The 16058-nt window shown below is 61.5% G+C and carries 13 protein-coding genes; 2 read left to right on the top strand and 11 right to left on the bottom strand.

Annotation, left to right across the window (positions count from 1 at the left end):
• Nucleotides 1–204: 204 nt before the first annotated feature.
• Genes LB513_RS05700 through LB513_RS05690 form a run of 3 tightly spaced genes read right to left on the bottom strand, consistent with a single transcriptional unit; the run spans nucleotide 205 to nucleotide 3845 of the window.
• Nucleotides 205–1596, bottom strand: a complete 1392-nt coding sequence (locus LB513_RS05700; RefSeq protein WP_224662498.1) for a dihydrolipoamide acetyltransferase family protein — start codon at nucleotides 1594–1596, stop codon at nucleotides 205–207.
• 1 nt (nucleotide 1597) lies between these two features.
• Nucleotides 1598–2611: an alpha-ketoacid dehydrogenase subunit beta gene (locus LB513_RS05695; protein ID WP_224662497.1), complete on the bottom strand. Its 1014-nt coding sequence runs from the start codon at nucleotides 2609–2611 to the stop codon at nucleotides 1598–1600.
• A gap of 1 nt (nucleotide 2612) precedes the next feature.
• The gene (locus LB513_RS05690; protein WP_224662496.1) at nucleotides 2613–3845 is read right to left on the bottom strand and encodes a 3-methyl-2-oxobutanoate dehydrogenase (2-methylpropanoyl-transferring) subunit alpha; all 1233 of its coding nucleotides are present in this window, start codon (nucleotides 3843–3845) and stop codon (nucleotides 2613–2615) included.
• 350 nt (nucleotides 3846–4195) lie between these two features.
• Between LB513_RS05690 and holA the strand changes: the two genes are divergently transcribed.
• Nucleotides 4196–5239, top strand: a complete 1044-nt coding sequence (gene holA, locus LB513_RS05685) for a DNA polymerase III subunit delta (RefSeq protein ID WP_224662495.1) — start codon at nucleotides 4196–4198, stop codon at nucleotides 5237–5239.
• 176 nt (nucleotides 5240–5415) lie between these two features.
• Here holA and LB513_RS05680 read toward each other — a convergent pair whose 3' ends face one another.
• The 8 genes from LB513_RS05680 to hemE all read right to left on the bottom strand — a co-directional run bounded on the left by LB513_RS05680 (nucleotide 5416) and on the right by hemE (nucleotide 14516).
• Nucleotides 5416–6303: a ParB/RepB/Spo0J family partition protein gene (locus LB513_RS05680; RefSeq protein ID WP_224662494.1), complete on the bottom strand. Its 888-nt coding sequence runs from the start codon at nucleotides 6301–6303 to the stop codon at nucleotides 5416–5418.
• Between the two features lie 52 nt (nucleotides 6304–6355).
• Nucleotides 6356–7153, bottom strand: a complete 798-nt coding sequence (locus LB513_RS05675) for a ParA family protein (protein WP_224662493.1) — start codon at nucleotides 7151–7153, stop codon at nucleotides 6356–6358.
• Between the two features lie 44 nt (nucleotides 7154–7197).
• The gene (gene rsmG, locus LB513_RS05670; RefSeq protein WP_224662492.1) at nucleotides 7198–7830 is read right to left on the bottom strand and encodes a 16S rRNA (guanine(527)-N(7))-methyltransferase RsmG; all 633 of its coding nucleotides are present in this window, start codon (nucleotides 7828–7830) and stop codon (nucleotides 7198–7200) included.
• Nucleotides 7827–9698 carry a tRNA uridine-5-carboxymethylaminomethyl(34) synthesis enzyme MnmG gene (mnmG, locus tag LB513_RS05665; protein WP_224662491.1) on the bottom strand — a complete coding sequence of 624 codons (1872 nt, stop codon included), beginning with the start codon at nucleotides 9696–9698 and terminating at the stop codon, nucleotides 7827–7829. The genes rsmG and mnmG overlap by 4 nt, the downstream gene beginning before the upstream one ends.
• Nucleotides 9699–9885: 187 nt before the next feature.
• Nucleotides 9886–11214 (bottom strand): tRNA uridine-5-carboxymethylaminomethyl(34) synthesis GTPase MnmE, encoded by a 1329-nt coding sequence (gene mnmE, locus LB513_RS05660; RefSeq protein WP_224662490.1) that lies wholly within the window; start codon nucleotides 11212–11214, stop codon nucleotides 9886–9888.
• 295 nt (nucleotides 11215–11509) lie between these two features.
• Complete coding sequence (gene rho, locus LB513_RS05655) at nucleotides 11510–12775, bottom strand: transcription termination factor Rho (RefSeq protein WP_027032049.1); 1266 nt, start codon at nucleotides 12773–12775, stop codon at nucleotides 11510–11512.
• 173 nt (nucleotides 12776–12948) lie between these two features.
• On the bottom strand, nucleotides 12949–13485 hold the full coding sequence (gene hemJ, locus LB513_RS05650) for a protoporphyrinogen oxidase HemJ (protein WP_224662489.1): 537 nt from the start codon (nucleotides 13483–13485) through the stop codon (nucleotides 12949–12951).
• Complete coding sequence (gene hemE / locus LB513_RS05645) at nucleotides 13482–14516, bottom strand: uroporphyrinogen decarboxylase (protein WP_224662488.1); 1035 nt, start codon at nucleotides 14514–14516, stop codon at nucleotides 13482–13484. The genes hemJ and hemE overlap by 4 nt, the downstream gene beginning before the upstream one ends.
• A 319-nt stretch (nucleotides 14517–14835) precedes the next feature.
• Here hemE and LB513_RS05640 point away from each other — a divergent pair, with 319 nt between their 5' ends.
• Entirely contained in the window at nucleotides 14836–15741 is a 906-nt protein-coding gene (locus LB513_RS05640; RefSeq protein ID WP_263481979.1) for a pyruvate, water dikinase regulatory protein, read from the top strand.
• Nucleotides 15742–16058 lie beyond the last annotated feature (317 nt).

Genomic DNA, 16058 nt, shown 5'->3' with positions numbered 1-16058 from the left:
TCGCGATCCTTCACGCCCCCTCTGTCCTGCCAGGCATCTCCCCCACGCGGGGGGAGATTGGCCGCTTCATCGCTTCGCTCACTCCTGCAACGATAGAGATTGGCGAAACCCGGCGAGACATCCAATCTCCCCCCTCGTGGGGGAGATGCATGGCAAGGCAGAGGGGGGCGCTGTCCCGCCGTCATCTCGATCATTCCACCGCCCTCAATCCACGAAAATCAGCGCCGGCGTCTCCAGCAGCGCCTTGATCCGCTGCACGAACACCGCCGCGTCCCAGCCGTCGATGATGCGGTGGTCGAAGCTCGACGACAGGTTCATCATCTTGCGGGGCAGGAACTGGGTGCCGTCCCACATCGGCCGCACCATGATTTTGTTGACGCCGAGGATCGCTACCTCCGGATGGTTGATGACCGGCGTCGTTGCCACGCCGCCCATCGCGCCGAGCGACGTGATGGTGATGGTCGAGCCCGACAGTTCGTCGCGCGTCGCCGTGCCGGACTTGGCAGCTTCAGCCAACCGGTTGAGCTCGGCCGCGCAATCCCAGATGTCGCGCGCCTCGGCATGCCTGACGACAGGCACCACCAGGCCCGACGGCGTCTGCGCCGCAATGCCGATATGGACGCCGCCATGCTGGTGGATGATGCCTACTTCGTCATCAAACAGCGAATTGAGCTGTGGCTGGTCGGCTATCGCCTTGACCATGGCCCGCATCAGGAAGGGCAACAGCGTCAGCTTGGGCCTTTCGGCGCGCTTTTCCTTGTTGAGCGCGGCCCGCAGATCCTCCACCGCGGTGACGTCGATTTCCTCGACATAGGTGATGTGCGGGATGCGCGAGGCGGACAACGTCATCTTCTCGGCGATCTTGCGCCGCAGGCCGACCAGCTTGATGTCGTTAACGTCATCGTTGCGGGCGAGCCCGGAGGAGTTGCGGAGCTGCCGAGGCCCGCGCGCCAGGAATGCCTCGATGTCCTCATGGCCGATGCGGCCGGCAGGGCCGCTGCCCGTCACCTGCCGCAGATCGATGCCGGCCTCTTTCGCGCGCTGCCGCACGGCTGGTGACGCCAGCGGCTTTTCCCCCTCCGGACGCGGCGCGGCGGGGGGAGCCTTACCTCCGGACGACAGCGTGGTGTCCCCACCCCTGGTCCCTCCCCACAAGGGGGAGGAGGACCCCATCTCCGCTTCTCGTGCATTCTTGCTTTGGACAGCGCCGATTGTCGCGGGCGGCGTGGACTCGGTCTCGGCGATGGGAGACGAGACACGTTCCCCTCCCCCCTGTGAGGAGGGGTCAGGGGTGGGGGTCGGTGCCGCACTGGCTTCGGATGTTTGCGAGCCGCCCTCGGCAACATTCCCATCGCCGGCCACCTTGAGCCGCAAGATCGGCGAGCCGACCGCCACTGTGTCGCCGATGTCGGCGCCGAGCCACAGGATCTCGCCGTCGACAGGCGATGGTATTTCCACCGTCGCCTTGTCGGTCATGACGGCGGCGAGCACCATATCCTCGCGCACCATATCGCCGATCTTCACGTGCCATTCGACAAGTTCGGCCTCGGCGACGCCTTCGCCGACATCGGGCAGCTTGATGACGTGCTCGCCCATCTCAGGCCTCCATGGTTTCGATGAGAGCGCGGCCGACGCGGGCCGGACCGGGGAAATAATCCCACTCCTGCGCATGCGGATAGGGGGTGTCCCAGCCGGTGACCCGCGCCACCGGCGCTTCCAGATGATAAAAGCAGTGCTCTTGCACCAGCGCCGACAGTTCGGCGCCGAAGCCGGAGGTGAGCGTCGCCTCATGCACGATCACGCAGCGTCCGGTCTTGTTCACCGAGGCGACGATGGCGTCGAGGTCGAGCGGCAGCAGTGTCCTGAGATCGATGATCTCGGCGTCTATGCCGGTCTCCTCGACGGCGGCCTGCGCGACATGGACCATGGTGCCGTAGGCAAGCACGGTGACGGCCGAGCCGGCGCGGCGGATCGCCGCCTTGCCGAGCGGCACCGTATAGTGGCCGTCGGCAACCTCGCCCAGCTCATGCTTCGACCACGGCGTCACCGGCCGGTCGTGATGACCGTCGAAGGGGCCGTTATAGAGCCGTTTCGGCTCGAGGAAGATCACCGGGTCCGGGTCTTCGATCGCCGCAATTAGCAGCCCCTTGGCATCATGTGGGTTGGACGGCACGACGGTTTTCAGCCCGGACACGTGGGTGAATAGCGCCTCCGGACTCTGACTGTGCGTCTGCCCGCCGAATATGCCGCCGCCGGTCGGCATTCGCACAACGATCGGACAGGTGAAATCACCGTTCGAACGGTAACGCAGCCTGGCCGCTTCCTGGGTCAGCTGGTCGTAGGCTGGATACATGTAGTCGGCAAACTGAATTTCCACGCAAGGCTTCAGTCCGTAAGCGGCCATGCCGATGGCCGAGCCGACAATGCCGGATTCGTTGATCGGCGCATCGAAGCAGCGGCTCTTGCCATATTTGGCCTGCAGGCCCTGGGTGCAACGGAACACGCCGCCGAAGAACCCCACATCCTCGCCGAACACCACCACTTTGCCGTCGCGTTCCATCGAAACATCCATGGCGTCCCGGATCGCCTCGATCATGCTGCGTCTCGGCATCTCAGACCCCTGCCTGCTGGCGCTGGCGCCGCAGATGCGGCGGCATCTCGGCGAAGACTCCCTCGAACATCTCGCGCGTCGATGGCTTGCCGCCCGCATGCAGCGTGCCGTGGCCCTCCGCCTCCTTCTGCGCCGAGATCACCGTGTCGAGGATCTCCGCCTCGGCCTGCGCGTGCCGCTCGTCGGACCAGGCGCCCAGCCGGATGAGATGGTTTTTCAGCCGCACGACCGGGTCTCCGAGCGGCCAGGCATCGGATTCGGCCTTCGGCCGGTAGGCGGAAGGATCGTCCGAGCTGGAATGGGCGCCGGCGCGGTAGGTGACATATTCGACCAGCGTTGGACCGAGATTGCCGCGCGCCCTCTCCGCCGCCCATTTCGCCACGGCGTGGACTGCGAGATAATCGTTTCCGTCGACGCGCAGCGCAGGGATGCCGAAGCCAAGGCCCCTGGCCGCGAACGTGCCGGAGCCGCCACGCGCAATGCCCTGGAAGGTCGAGATCGCCCACTGGTTGTTGACGACGTTGAGCACGACCGGCGCCTTGTAGGTGGAAGCGAACACCAGCGCCGAATGAAAGTCGGATTCCGCCGTCGACCCGTCGCCGATCCAGGCGGCTGCGATCCGCGAATCGTTCGAGATCGCCGACGCCATCGCCCAGCCCACCGCCTGGATGTACTGCGTCGCCAGATTGCCCGAGATCGAGAAGAAGCCGTGCTCCTTCGAGGAATACATGATCGGCAGCTGCCTGCCCTTCAGCGGGTCGGCCTCGTTGGAATAGATCTGGTTCATCATCGTGACCATCGGATAGCCGCCCGCGATGAGCAGCCCTGCCTGGCGATAGGTCGGGAAATTCATGTCACCCGGCAAGAGCGCCCTGCGGAAAGCGCAGCTCACCGCCTCTTCGCCAAGATGCTGCATGTAGAACGAAGTCTTGCCTTGCCGCTGCGCCATCTGCATGCGGGCATCGAAGGCCCTGAGCGTCATCATGTGGCGCAGCCCCTCGAGCAGTTCGTCGGCGGACAGAAGCCCGGCCCATGGACCGACGGCTTCGCCATTGCGGTTCAGCACGCGGATGATCGAAAAGGCCATGTCCCGGATGGTGCGGGGATCGGCATCGATATCCGGGCGCGGCACCGAACCGGCCGCGGCGATGGGTACGTTGGAGAAGTCGGGCGCTCCGCCCGGCCGCACTTCCGGCTCCGGAACGTGAAACCGCAGCATCCCAGCATCGGCCATGACCTTCGTCCTCCAAGGTTGCCGGTTGGATATTCGCATATCCGCACCGCCGACCAGTACCGCCTGGCGCGGCCTTCGGGCTGCACTCGCCGGCGCCGGCTCCGATCACAGAATGTAAGTATGTCCGCGAAATTTCTTGTCGATGTTTCGATGCAAGGCGCAACTTAGCGCAAGTTGGATTGAGGTTTTCGGCCAGATAGCGCCGGCCACGGCAAACGCGCGCCCTTCCTATCCCGTCGACCGGGGGAGAGGTGCCGGGCGAAGCTCGACGAGGTGGGGTCGACCATCAGTCGAAGTCATCCTCCGCCTGAAATGTTCCCTCCGTCCCGGCGTCATGCTAACCACCTCGCATGGCACAGAAGAAAGCTTTCGAGGTCGACGCATGGCTGGCGAAGCCCGATCCCCGCGTCTCGATCGTCCTGCTTTACGGACCCGATCGAGGGCTGGTTTCAGAGCGGGCGAAGGCTTTTGCCGCAAAGACCGGTCTGCCGCTTGACGACCCGTTCTCCGTCGTTCGGCTGGAAGGCTCGGAGGTCGACCGCGACGAGGGTCGCCTGCTCGATGAAGCACGCACCGTGCCGATGTTTTCCGACCGGCGTCTGCTTTGGGTGCGCAATGCCAGCGGGCAGAAGGCGTTGGCCGACGATGTTAAGGCCCTGACAGCGGAGCCGGCGCGCGACGCAATCATTCTCATCGAAGCCGGCGATCTGAAGAAAGGCGTGGGGTTGCGCGCAATTGTGGAGACAGCTGACAGCGCCATGGCGCTGCCCTGTTACGCAGATGAGGCCCGCGACGTCGATGCGGTCATCGACGACGAACTGCGCAAGGCCGGCATGTCGATGACCATGGAAGCGAGACAGGCGCTGCGCCGCAATCTCGGCGGCGATCGCCTCGCCTCCCGCGGCGAGATCGAGAAGCTCGTGCTCTACGCCCATGGCCAGCAGGAGATCACGATTGAGGACGTGCGCGCCATGTCCGGCGACGTATCCGGCGCCTCCTTCGACGACGCGGTCGACGCCCTTCTCGAGGGCAATATCGGCGATTTCGACGTTGCCTTTACCCGCCATTGCCAGTCCGGGGGACAGCCTTTCCTGGTCCTGTCATCTGCGATGCGGCAATTGCAGGCAATCCAGGCCATGCGCGGCCAGATGGACTCCGGCGGGCGCAACGCTGCCTCTGTTGTCGCCTCCGCCCGACCTCCGGTCTTTTTTTCACGACGCAAGCTGGTGGAGAAGGCGTTGGAGCGCTGGAGCAGTGAAGGGCTGAGCCGCGCGCTGGTCCGCCTTCAGTCGGCCGTGCTGCAGACGCGCCGGCGGCCTGACCTATCCGTCGCCCTGGCGAGGCAAGCCTTGCTGGGCGTAGCAATTGAGAGTAGCCGGCTGGCGCAGAGGTAGATTTTCTAGGGAGAGCCTACCGGCTACGTCGCCGAGACGGATTAGGTCTTTCAGCAAGTGCGACGTCGGTTTGGGGCACCCTGTGCAATCAGAAGCTCTTGAGACAAGTTGCGGCTTCAAAAACTGCAGGGCGACCCCACCGAATACGGAAATAGCCGAGGTAGTAAGTCGACTAACTACCGCTCTTGCTTCAGCCGCCTGCACAGCTCGTCCAGTTGCTCCAGGCTCCGATAGCTCACCGTGATTTCGCCGCCCTTGCCCTTGTGGTCGATCGTCACGATCATGCCCAGCGTGTCCGTCATCAACCTTTCAAGCGCCAGCGTATCCGTATCCTTTTGCGGTGCGACCTGAGCCTGCTTTGGCTTGGCCGGCGTCTGCGCCGCTGGCAGCTGTGCCAGCGCTTCAGCCTGGCGGACAGAAAGTCCTTCCTCGACGATTCGCTTGGCAAGCCCGGCGGGATCGCCCACTGTCACCAAGGTCCTGGCATGGCCGGCGGACAAGGCGCCGTCGACCAGCATGTCGCGGATCACATCAGGCAGTTTCAAAAGACGTAGCGTGTTGGCAACATGGCTGCGGCTTTTGCCGATCACCTGACCGAGATCGGCCTGGGTGTACCCATGATCATCAATGAGTTGCTGGTAGCCAAGCGCTTCCTCGACCGCGTTGAGGTCGGCGCGCTGAACGTTCTCTATTATCGCCAGTTCCAGCGCGGTCCGGTCGTTGACCTCGCGGATAATAACGGGGATCTCGGCCAGTCCGGCCCGTTGCGCCGCCCGCCAGCGCCGTTCGCCGGCGATAATCTCGTAGCGGCCGGCTTGAGTAGGGGAGGGGCGCGCGACGACCGGCTGGACCACGCCGTGCTCACGGATGGACTGGGCAAGGTCGGTCAGTTCCGAATCGCCGAAATGCCGGCGCGGGTTTCTCGGGTTCGGCGTCAGGAACTCGATTGGCACCTTACCATCAGCGCTCATGCCTTGCTTTTCGGGCGCGGCGGGGCGGTCGATCTCACCGATCAGCGCCGCCAACCCGCGTCCAAGCCGCTTTCTTGAAGGGTCTTCGCTCATGGTTATTCCCAGTGACGTGACATCGTTTCGGTATCGAATCGCTATGTGCCTATCAGGCCGCCCGCAATTTGCGCTCGCGGCGAATCACCTCGGATGCGAGTTGCAGATAGGCCTGGCTGCCCGAGCATTTGAGATCATAGAGGATCGCCGGCTTGCCATAGGAGGGAGCCTCCGAGACACGCACATTGCGCGGAATGATGGTTTCGTAGACCTTGTCGCCCATGTGAGCCCGCACATCCTGCACCACCTGGTTGGCGAGATTGTTGCGGCCGTCATACATGGTCAGCACAATGCCCTGGATGATCAGATCCGGGTTGAGCGACTGGCGCACCTGCTCGACAGTTTCAAGAAGCTGGCTCAGGCCTTCAAGGGCGAAGAACTCGCATTGAAGCGGCACGAGAACAGAGTCTGCCGCAGCCATTGAATTCAAAGTCAAAAGGTTGAGCGAAGGTGGGCAGTCTATCAGCACATAATTGAATGGCGCACCGCGCTCGGAAGCGGCCCGCAAAGCGTTGCGCAGTTTGAGCACCCTGTCCGGCGCCGAAGCAATCTCCATCTCGATGCCAAGAAGGTCTAGCGTCGACGGCACGATCGACAGGCCGGGCACGGCGGTTGGGATCGCCGCCGCTTCAAGAGCCAACTCGCCTGTCAGGACATCATAGGAGGAGACCGTACGGTCCTTGCGATCGATGCCAAGCCCGGTACTGGCATTACCTTGCGGGTCCAGATCGACGATCAGTACCTTTTCGCCGATTGCGGCCAAAGCAGTGGCCAGGTTTATGGCGGTAGTCGTCTTGCCGACGCCGCCCTTCTGATTGGCTACTGTGATGATTCGGGGGCCATTTTTCATGATGGGTCTATGCCAGAGTGTCATGTCACCTTCGCCAGGCTGGATCAGACCGGACGCAGGTTGGACAGATCAAGAATGACGCCATGCGGGTCGGTCACACTGGGATGTTCTACCAGATCAAAGGCCCATCGGTTAACGCTTTCTTTCACCTCCGCTCGATAATCCCGACCTTTGTGGAACAGACCGCGCGCGCCTCGCATCAACCACGGCGCAGACAAATCCAGCAAGGTTGGAAGCCCCGCCAACGCCCTCGCTGTGACTATTTGCGGTGCGGAAACAAGTGCATGGCTCTCTTCAATGCGTGCGGTAAGCACCCTGGCCGGCAGGTGGAACTGTCCAATCACGGTCTGCAGGAAAGATGCTTTCTTTCGATTACTCTCCACCAAGACGATGCTGGCGCCAGTTCGTTCCGCGAGGAGGAAAGCGAGCACAAGACCCGGAAATCCTCCGCCCGACCCGATGTCGACCCAGCGTTCAGCAGCGTGTTCGATTCGTGCTAACTGCGCGCTATCAAGGATGTGCCGTTCCCAAACATCGGCAGCGGTCGACTGGGCGACGAGATTGATGCTTCGATTCCATTTCTGAAATATGTGTTCGAAGGCAATCAGACGCTCAAATGTTTCACGTGAAACTGGGCCCGCGGCGTCTTGCAAGCTCTGCCATGAACCAGCACTCACGCAACATCCTTCCGTAGGCTTTCATGCTGTCGGACGTGAGCGATGATGATTGCGAGAGCCGCAGGCGTCATGCCCTCCATTCGCTGGGCGTCTGCGATTGAGCGCGGACGCCTAGCCTGCATTTTCTGTTTAAGCTCGTTGGATAGTCCAGGAAGAGTGCCGAACACGACGGTGTCAGGAATCAGGCGGCGTTCTTCACCCCTTATATAGACCACATCCGCTCTCTGACGCTCGAGATAAACCGAATATTTCGCTTCCGTTTCGAGCTTTTCGGCAGTCTTGGCGTCGATCTCGGCAAATTTCGGTTGGACCTTTGACAGCCACGCGATGTCTACGCCAGGATAGCTGAGCAACTCATAACCAGACCTTCGCACACCATCTCGGTTGATCTCCAGCCCATGTTGGGCAGCTTCATTGGGAGTCAAGCTCAGTGAAAAGGCGAGTTCCCGCGCAGAGTCTAGCCGCTGCACCATGTCTCCATACTTTTGCAAGCGCTCCGCCGACGCAATTCCGAGCTTGGCCGCTATGGGTGTCAGCCGTTCATCAGCGTTGTCTGCGCGCAGCGACAAGCGGAACTCCGCTCTTGAGGTAAACATGCGGTAGGGCTCGCTGATGCCCCGGCTGGTCAGGTCGTCGACCATCACCCCGATATAGGCTTCGGTTCTACTCAGTAAGATCTGCTCGCTGCCTGAAGCCCGCCGGGCAGCATTCAATCCCGCAAGCAGGCCCTGGCCTGCGGCTTCCTCATAACCCGTCGTCCCGTTGATTTGCCCGGCCATGAAAAGTCCTATAACGCGCTTCGTCTCGAGCGTCGGGTGCAGCTCGCGCGGGTCGACATGATCATACTCGATCGCATAGCCAGGCTGCAGCATGACCGAGCGCTCCAAGCCCGGTATCGTCTTCAGTATGTCGAGCTGGACATCTTCGGGCAGAGAAGTCGAGATGCCGTTTGGATAGACGGTGGTATCATCGAGCCCTTCCGGCTCCAGGAAGATCTGGTGACCGTCCCTATCCCCGAACTTGACGATCTTGTCCTCGATCGAGGGGCAATAGCGCGGCCCTACGCCCTCGATTGACCCGGAATACATGGCGGAGCGGCCAAGATTGGCCCGGATCAGATCGTGGGTGGCAGTCGTCGTGCGGGTAATGCCGCACTCGATCTGCGGCGTTTTAATCCGTTCCGTCATTAGCGAGAAAGGAACCGGATACTCGTCCGCCGCTTGGCTCTCGAGTGAGGCCCAGTCGATGGTGCGCCCGTCAAGGCGCGGCGGGGTTCCCGTTTTCAGTCTGCCGAGCGCAAACCCGACACGTTTCATCGTTGCAGACAGGCCTATGCTGGCCTGCTCGTTCATGCGACCGGCGGCGATCTTCTTCTCGCCAATATGAATGAGGCCACGCAGGAAGGTTCCCGTCGTTAGCACAACCGCGCCACAGCCGAGCCTCCGGCCGTCCGCGAGAACAACAGCAGCGATTCTGCCCCCGTCGATCTCGAAATCGAACACCTCACCTTCAACCACGTCGAGATCTTTTTGCTGCCGAATTTCTTGCTGCATCGCCATGCGATAGAGTTTCCGGTCAGCTTGGGTACGCGGCCCACGCACCGCGGGGCCCTTGCGGCGGTTGAGTAACCGGAACTGGATGCCCGCAGCATCGGCCACGCGGCCCATCAGCCCATCCATGGCGTCGATCTCGCGAACCAAATGACCCTTGCCGAGACCGCCGATGGCCGGATTACAGGACATGACGCCGATTGTATCGAAACGCAACGTCACCAGAGCCGCATTGGCGCCAGCGCGAGCGGCCGCGCTGGCCGCCTCGCAGCCTGCGTGCCCGCCGCCGACAACAACCACATCATAGCGATCGATCATTCCGACAATCCCGGATTTAAAGAGTCGGCCGACACATGTCCCCGACGAGCTTGCCTGTCAAGAAACTCGCGTCGTTTCACGTGAAACGTGTAGCTAGTTCATGAGCGCCCGAGTTCACGTTGGCCAGGTATGGTGTTTCACGTGAGTCAGGAACCCTTCCCGATGATGAAAGCATGTTTCACGTGAGTCATTTGCCTATGCAAAACTCTGAGAAGATCACATCAAGCAGGTCCTCGACGTCAACCGAACCGACAATCCGTCCGAGTTGGTCCGCTGCCAATCTCAACTCCTCGGCGCGCAGTTCCTGTCCCAACCGGTCGCCTTCCATCGCGTGACGAAGATGATGATTTGCATCGCTTAGCAAGTTTACATGTCGAAGCCGAGAGGGGAGAACGTCACCCACCTGTCCAGCGGCGTCCGTCGCCCGCCGCCCGATCTCGTTCAATAGGGCGGTCAGACCGACTCCGCTCAATGTCGAGATGACCAGTTCGTATCGAGCGGCGGCTGCGCGCGCCGCCTCGGCATCCAATAGATCCACCTTGGTACCGATGCTCAACGCCGGCACCGCGGCAGGAATAGAGACATCAACCGTGTCCGTGAGGTCTCTAAGCAACAATAGAAGATCGGCCCGGTGCGCTTTTGCTTTAGCTTTCTCGATGCCCAACGCTTCGACCCTACCTGGCTCATCGCGCAAACCGGCTGTATCCGTCAGCCTGACGCGCAATCCCTGGAGTTCGAGCGTCACTTCAAGAAGATCGCGGGTCGTCCCTGGCTCATCTGTTACGATAGCGGCATCCCGTTGCGCCAAGGCGTTGAACAGACTCGACTTGCCCGCGTTCGGCGGACCGAGGATCACGACCTCGAAGCCATCGCGAATAATTTCCGCCGAGCGAAATCCCTCAATATGTTTATCGATCTCGGCGACCATCGCCCGGACATCCGACCAAACCTCATCCGAAACCGAGCCAGGAACATCGTCCTCGTCGGAAAAATCGATCTCCGCCTCAATCATGGCTCGGGCGTGGATTAATCGGCGCCTCCAGCCCTGATAGAGCTGGCTCTGAACACCCTCGGCGTTGCGGACGGCAAAGCGCCGCTGGGCTTCGGTCTCGGCGTTAACAAGATCGGCGAGGGCCTCTGTTGCAACCAAATCCATCTTGCCGTTGAGAAAGGCACGTCGCGTAAACTCGCCAGGTTCAGCCAGTCTTACCCCATCGAAGCCGGTGACGGTCTCCAGGACCTTCTGAACAACCGCGCGGCCTCCATGCGTATGGAACTCGGCCACATCTTCGCCGGTGAAACTGCCCGGGCCGGGAAAAAAGATCACAATGCCCGTGTCCAACAAGGTTCCATCTGCGGCTCGTAGCTTGCGAAGCATAGCCGTACGCTCCCGAGCGACACGGCCAGCCATCGTTTCGACCACGAATCGAGTCTGTGGGCCCGATACTCGTATTACCGCCACTCCGGCCGGTAGCCGGCCGCTCGACAGCGCAACGATCGACGTGCGTGAAGTCATCTGCCTCTTGTCGCTGTGTAGCTAGCTCCCGTTCCTACAAAGAACATCGCGCAGTGAACTAGCCTCGTTACGGTTACGAATCAGTCTGTCGAAACTCGCCTTGTTGAGCGTTGGTACGGGGCCGAATCGATTCCTTGCCGCAGCGGATACGCTCATACCATAGCAGCTACTACCATCACCTTGAACGGCACCCAAGCCGCTGGGGGCGGAGCAGACGCCTGCCCCAACAACGAAAACCCCAGCACGGTTAGCCCGGAATGGGGTCTGATCATTGACCGAAACTTCGGCCCATTCCTTAGGTGTTCATCGAATCGAAGAAGTCGGCATTGGTCTTGGTCTGCTTGAGCTTGTCGATCAGGAACTCGATGGCATCCGTCGTTCCCATCGGCGCCAGGATGCGGCGCAGCACGAAGATCTTCTGCAGGTCCGAACGCGCCACCAACAGGTCTTCCTTGCGGGTACCGGACTTCAGAATGTCCATGGCCGGGTAGATGCGCTTGTCCGCAACCTTGCGGTCGAGCACGATTTCCGAATTGCCGGTGCCCTTGAACTCTTCGAAGATGACTTCGTCCATGCGGCTGCCTGTATCGATCAGTGCGGTGGCGATGATGGTCAGCGAACCGCCTTCCTCGATATTGCGCGCCGCGCCGAAGAAACGCTTTGGCCGCTGCAAGGCGTTGGCGTCCACGCCGCCTGTCAGCACCTTGCCCGATGACGGTACCACAGTGTTGTAGGCGCGCCCGAGGCGGGTGATCGAGTCAAGCAGGATGACCACATCGCGGCCATGCTCGACCAGGCGCTTGGCCTTTTCGATGACCATCTCGGCGACCTGCACGTGGCGCACCGCCGGCTCGTCGAAAGTCGACGACACGACCTCGCCCTTCACCGAACGCTGCATGTCGGTCACTTCCTCCGGCCGCTCGTCGATGAGAAGCACGATCAGATAGCATTCCGGATGGTTGGTGGTGATCGAATGGGCGATGTTCTGCAGCAGGACGGTCTTGCCCGTGCGGGGCTGCGCCACGATCAAGGCGCGCTGGCCCTTGCCGAGCGGCGCCACCAGATCGATCACGCGGGCCGAGATGTCCTTGGAGGTCGGGACCTCCATTTCCATCTTCAGGCGCGACGTCGGATAGAGCGGCGTCAGATTGTCGAAATGGATCTTGTGGCGGATCTTCTCGGGGTCGTCGAAGTTGATCGTGTTGACCTTGAGCAGCGCGAAATAGCGCTCGCCCTCTTTCGGGCTGCGGATCGGTCCTTCGACCGTATCGCCGGTCTTCAGCGAAAAGCGCCGGATCTGCGACGGCGAAATATAGATATCGTCGGGACCCGGCAGGTAATTGGCATTGGCCGAGCGCAGGAAACCGAAACCGTCCTGCAGCACCTCGACCACGCCGTCGCCGATGATCTCGACGTCCTGTGCGGCCAGTTTCTTCAGGATCGCGAACATCAGCTCCTGCTTGCGCATGACGCTGGCATTCTCGACCTCGAGCGATTCGGCATAGGCGATCAGCTCTGGCGGCTTCTTGTTCTTGAACTCTGCGAGTTTCATTTCTTGCATAGACGGACCTTGAATAGATGGAGTCTGGGTAAGCTTTGGGAAGATATCGACGGGATGCGACAAATGCCGGGCGCGGCCGAAAGCAATGAAGGGCGGCGCATGACGGGAAGGAAGACCCGTCTTTTATCGTCGGTCAGATGAAAGAGCAAGCCGCGTTTTGGACCTCAAAGGCCTCAGAACGGCTTCACCACAACCAGGATCACGATGGCGATCATCAACAATGTGGGGATCTCGTTGACGATTCGCCAGTGTCGTGCCGGCTTTTCGTTACGGTCGTTGGCAAATTTGCGGACTGCGCCCGACAGATAGCCATGAACGGCCGACATCAGGATCACCGCGGCGATCTTGGCGTGCAGCCAGCCGCCCTGGAACGCAAAGCCTTTCCAGGCCAGCCACAGCCCGAACACCCAGGTGAGCGTCATTGCCGGATTGATGATGCCACGCAGCAGGCGCCGCTCCATCACCTTGAAGGTTTCAGACTGGACCGACCCCTTCTCGGCATCGGCATGGTAGACCAGCAGTCGCGGCAAATAGAGCATGCCCGCCATCCACGCGATGACAGCCAGCACATGGATCGCCTTTGCCCAGGGATAGAAATCGTCTGGTGCAACGAAAAAAAGCAGCGCGGCCAGGACAAGCAGGACGACGAGGCTCAGCACCATGCGCATCATCGCCTGGCCGGTACCATTGGTGTTGTTCATCTCGCTCATCCGCGTGTCGCGCTCCGCACCAGTTTCACCATGGCCTCGACATGGGCAACCGGCGTATCCTGCGTGATGCCATGCCCGAGATTGAAGATCAGCGGTCCATCGCCCAGCGCACCGAGGATCGCCTCGACGCCATCGGACAGCGCCTTGCCGCCAGCCACGAGCCGCAGGGGATCGAGATTGCCCTGCACCGCGCCGGAGCGCTGCAAATCCTTCGCCGCCTCCAGGGGCACCGTCCAGTCGATCCCCAGCCCCATCACGCCGGTCTTTTGGCGATACGACCCATAGCGGTTACCGGCCCCCTTGGGAAAACCGATGATCGGGACATCCGGATAGACAGCCCTGACCTGCCGGACGATCCGCGCCACCGGCTCGACGCAGAACCGATCGAAGCAGGCATCGTCGAGCACGCCCGACCAGGAATCGAAAATCTGCACCACGTCGGCGCCTGCCTCGATCTGGCGGATGAGATAGGCGGCCGAATGATCGGCGAGCAATGCCAGCAGGCGTTCAAAGGCCAATGGCTCGCGATAGGCGAACAGCCGCGCCGGCGCTTGGTCCGGTGTGCCATGGCCGGCGATCATGTAGGTCGCTACCGTCCACGGAGCGCCGCAGAAGCCTATCAGCGTGGTCTCGCCGGGCAATCGTGCCCGCAACCTGCGAACCGTCTCATAGACCGGTTCGAGATTCACGTGAAACACCTTGCTCTCGAGGGCCAAGATCTCGGCAGCCGTGATCGGTGTCAGGAGCGGGCCTCGCCCTTCCTCGAAACGCACGTCGCGCCCAAGCGCGTGCGGCACGACCAATATGTCCGAGAACAGGATCGACGCATCGAAGCCGAAGCGTTCGATCGGCTGCAGCGTCACTTCCACGGCAAGATCGGGATTGTAGCAGAGGTCGAGAAACGAGCCGGCGCGTTTGCGCGTCTCCCGGTACTCGGGCAGATAGCGCCCCGCCTGGCGCATCATCCAGAGCGGCGGTGGAAACACCGCCTCGCCCTTCAGCACGTCCAGCATGATCCGGCCTTGGGCCATCGAGTTCGCCTCTCCCAGCCTGCCTATAATCTTAAAGATTCTTATATCTAAGATTCTTCTGATTCTAAGAGTCTGTTGGTTGTGGTGGTTGTCACCTGTCCCGCTTCGGCCGCAAAAACGCCAGCAAGCATATTGTCGCGCACTTGTCTTACGGGATTGTAGGGTTCTGGGGACAGGCCGGAATCGGCTATTGGACTCAACGCCTTAAAATGGATCGGGAAAGATCAGGCCTGTGGATGGACCAGGGTCAGGGAAACCTGTCCCCAGACTTGTCCCCAGTGCCTCGAGGGAGCCGACAGCGCATCGAATTGTGGACAACATGCCATCTGATACAGTCGCAGCCGACCAGCCGGTTCTTTCGTCCGGCTTTATCCACACTACCCCACAGCCCCAGGTGCCTCCTGTGAACAAACCTCAGAGCTTCTTCCATCTGCATCTGATTTCAGACGCCACCGGCGAGACGTTGCTCGCCGCGGGGCGCGCCGCTTCGGCCCAATATAAGGATGCGCGGGCCATCGAACATATCTATCCGCTCATCCGCACCGAGAAGCAGGTGGCGAAGGTGTTCGAGGATATCGAGGAGGAACCGGGCATCATCCTTTACACGGTCGTCGACCAGAAGCTGGCGCGCGGCATAGACGAGCGCTGCGCCACCATGGGCCTGCCCTGTGTCTCCGTGCTCGAGCCGGTGCTGACCGTCTTCCAGTCCTATCTGGGCACGCCGGCCGGCCGGCGCGTCGGCGCGCAGCATGTCCTCGACGCCGAATATTTCCGCCGCATCGATGCGCTGAACTTCACGATGGACCATGATGACGGCCAACTGCCCCTCAACATGGAGGATGCCGACGTCGTTCTGGTCGGCATTTCGCGGACCTCGAAGACGCCGACCAGCATCTATCTCGCCAATCGCGGCATCAAGACCGCCAACATCCCGATCGTGCTCGGCGTGCCGGTGCCCGAAAGCCTGGTCAACGCCAAGACGCCGCTGGTCGTCGGGCTGATCGCCACGGCGGAGCGCATCTCGCATGTCCGGCAAAACCGCATTCTCGGCAATAGCGGCTCCTACGAGGCGTCCGACTATATCGACCGCGCCGCCATCGCCGAGGAACTCGCCTACGCCCGCCAGATCTGCACCCGCCATGGCTGGCCCATGATCGACGTCAGCCGCCGCTCGATCGAGGAAACGGCGGCGGCGATCGTTGCCCTGCGAGGGAAGACGAGATAATTGGGGCCGGGCTGCGCGGTGACGGCATCCCACCGCCGCGAAGCTCGAAGGTCACGGCATGGATCCTAGGGTCTGCGCCGCGTCGCTGCGCTCCTTGCTTCGCCCTAGGATGACGAAGAGAGGATCGTCCTGCCAATCTCTGCCGTTGGTGATTGGCGATGAACCACTATGCCTTCGTCATCCTAGGGCGGAGCAGGGGCGAAGCTCCGTCGCGGAGACCCTAGGATCCATGCCGTTACAGTGGCCGAAGAGCGCAACGGTTTCTGGTTGGGGGAACATCGCGACGGCGGTTGGAAAGGCAATCAGGCGAACCACCC

Origin of the sequence: Mesorhizobium sp. ES1-1, assembly GCF_020164785.1 — a bacterium.
Classification (GTDB): Bacteria; Pseudomonadota; Alphaproteobacteria; order Rhizobiales; family Rhizobiaceae; genus Mesorhizobium.
This window is presented reverse-complemented; position numbering and strand designations above follow the sequence as displayed.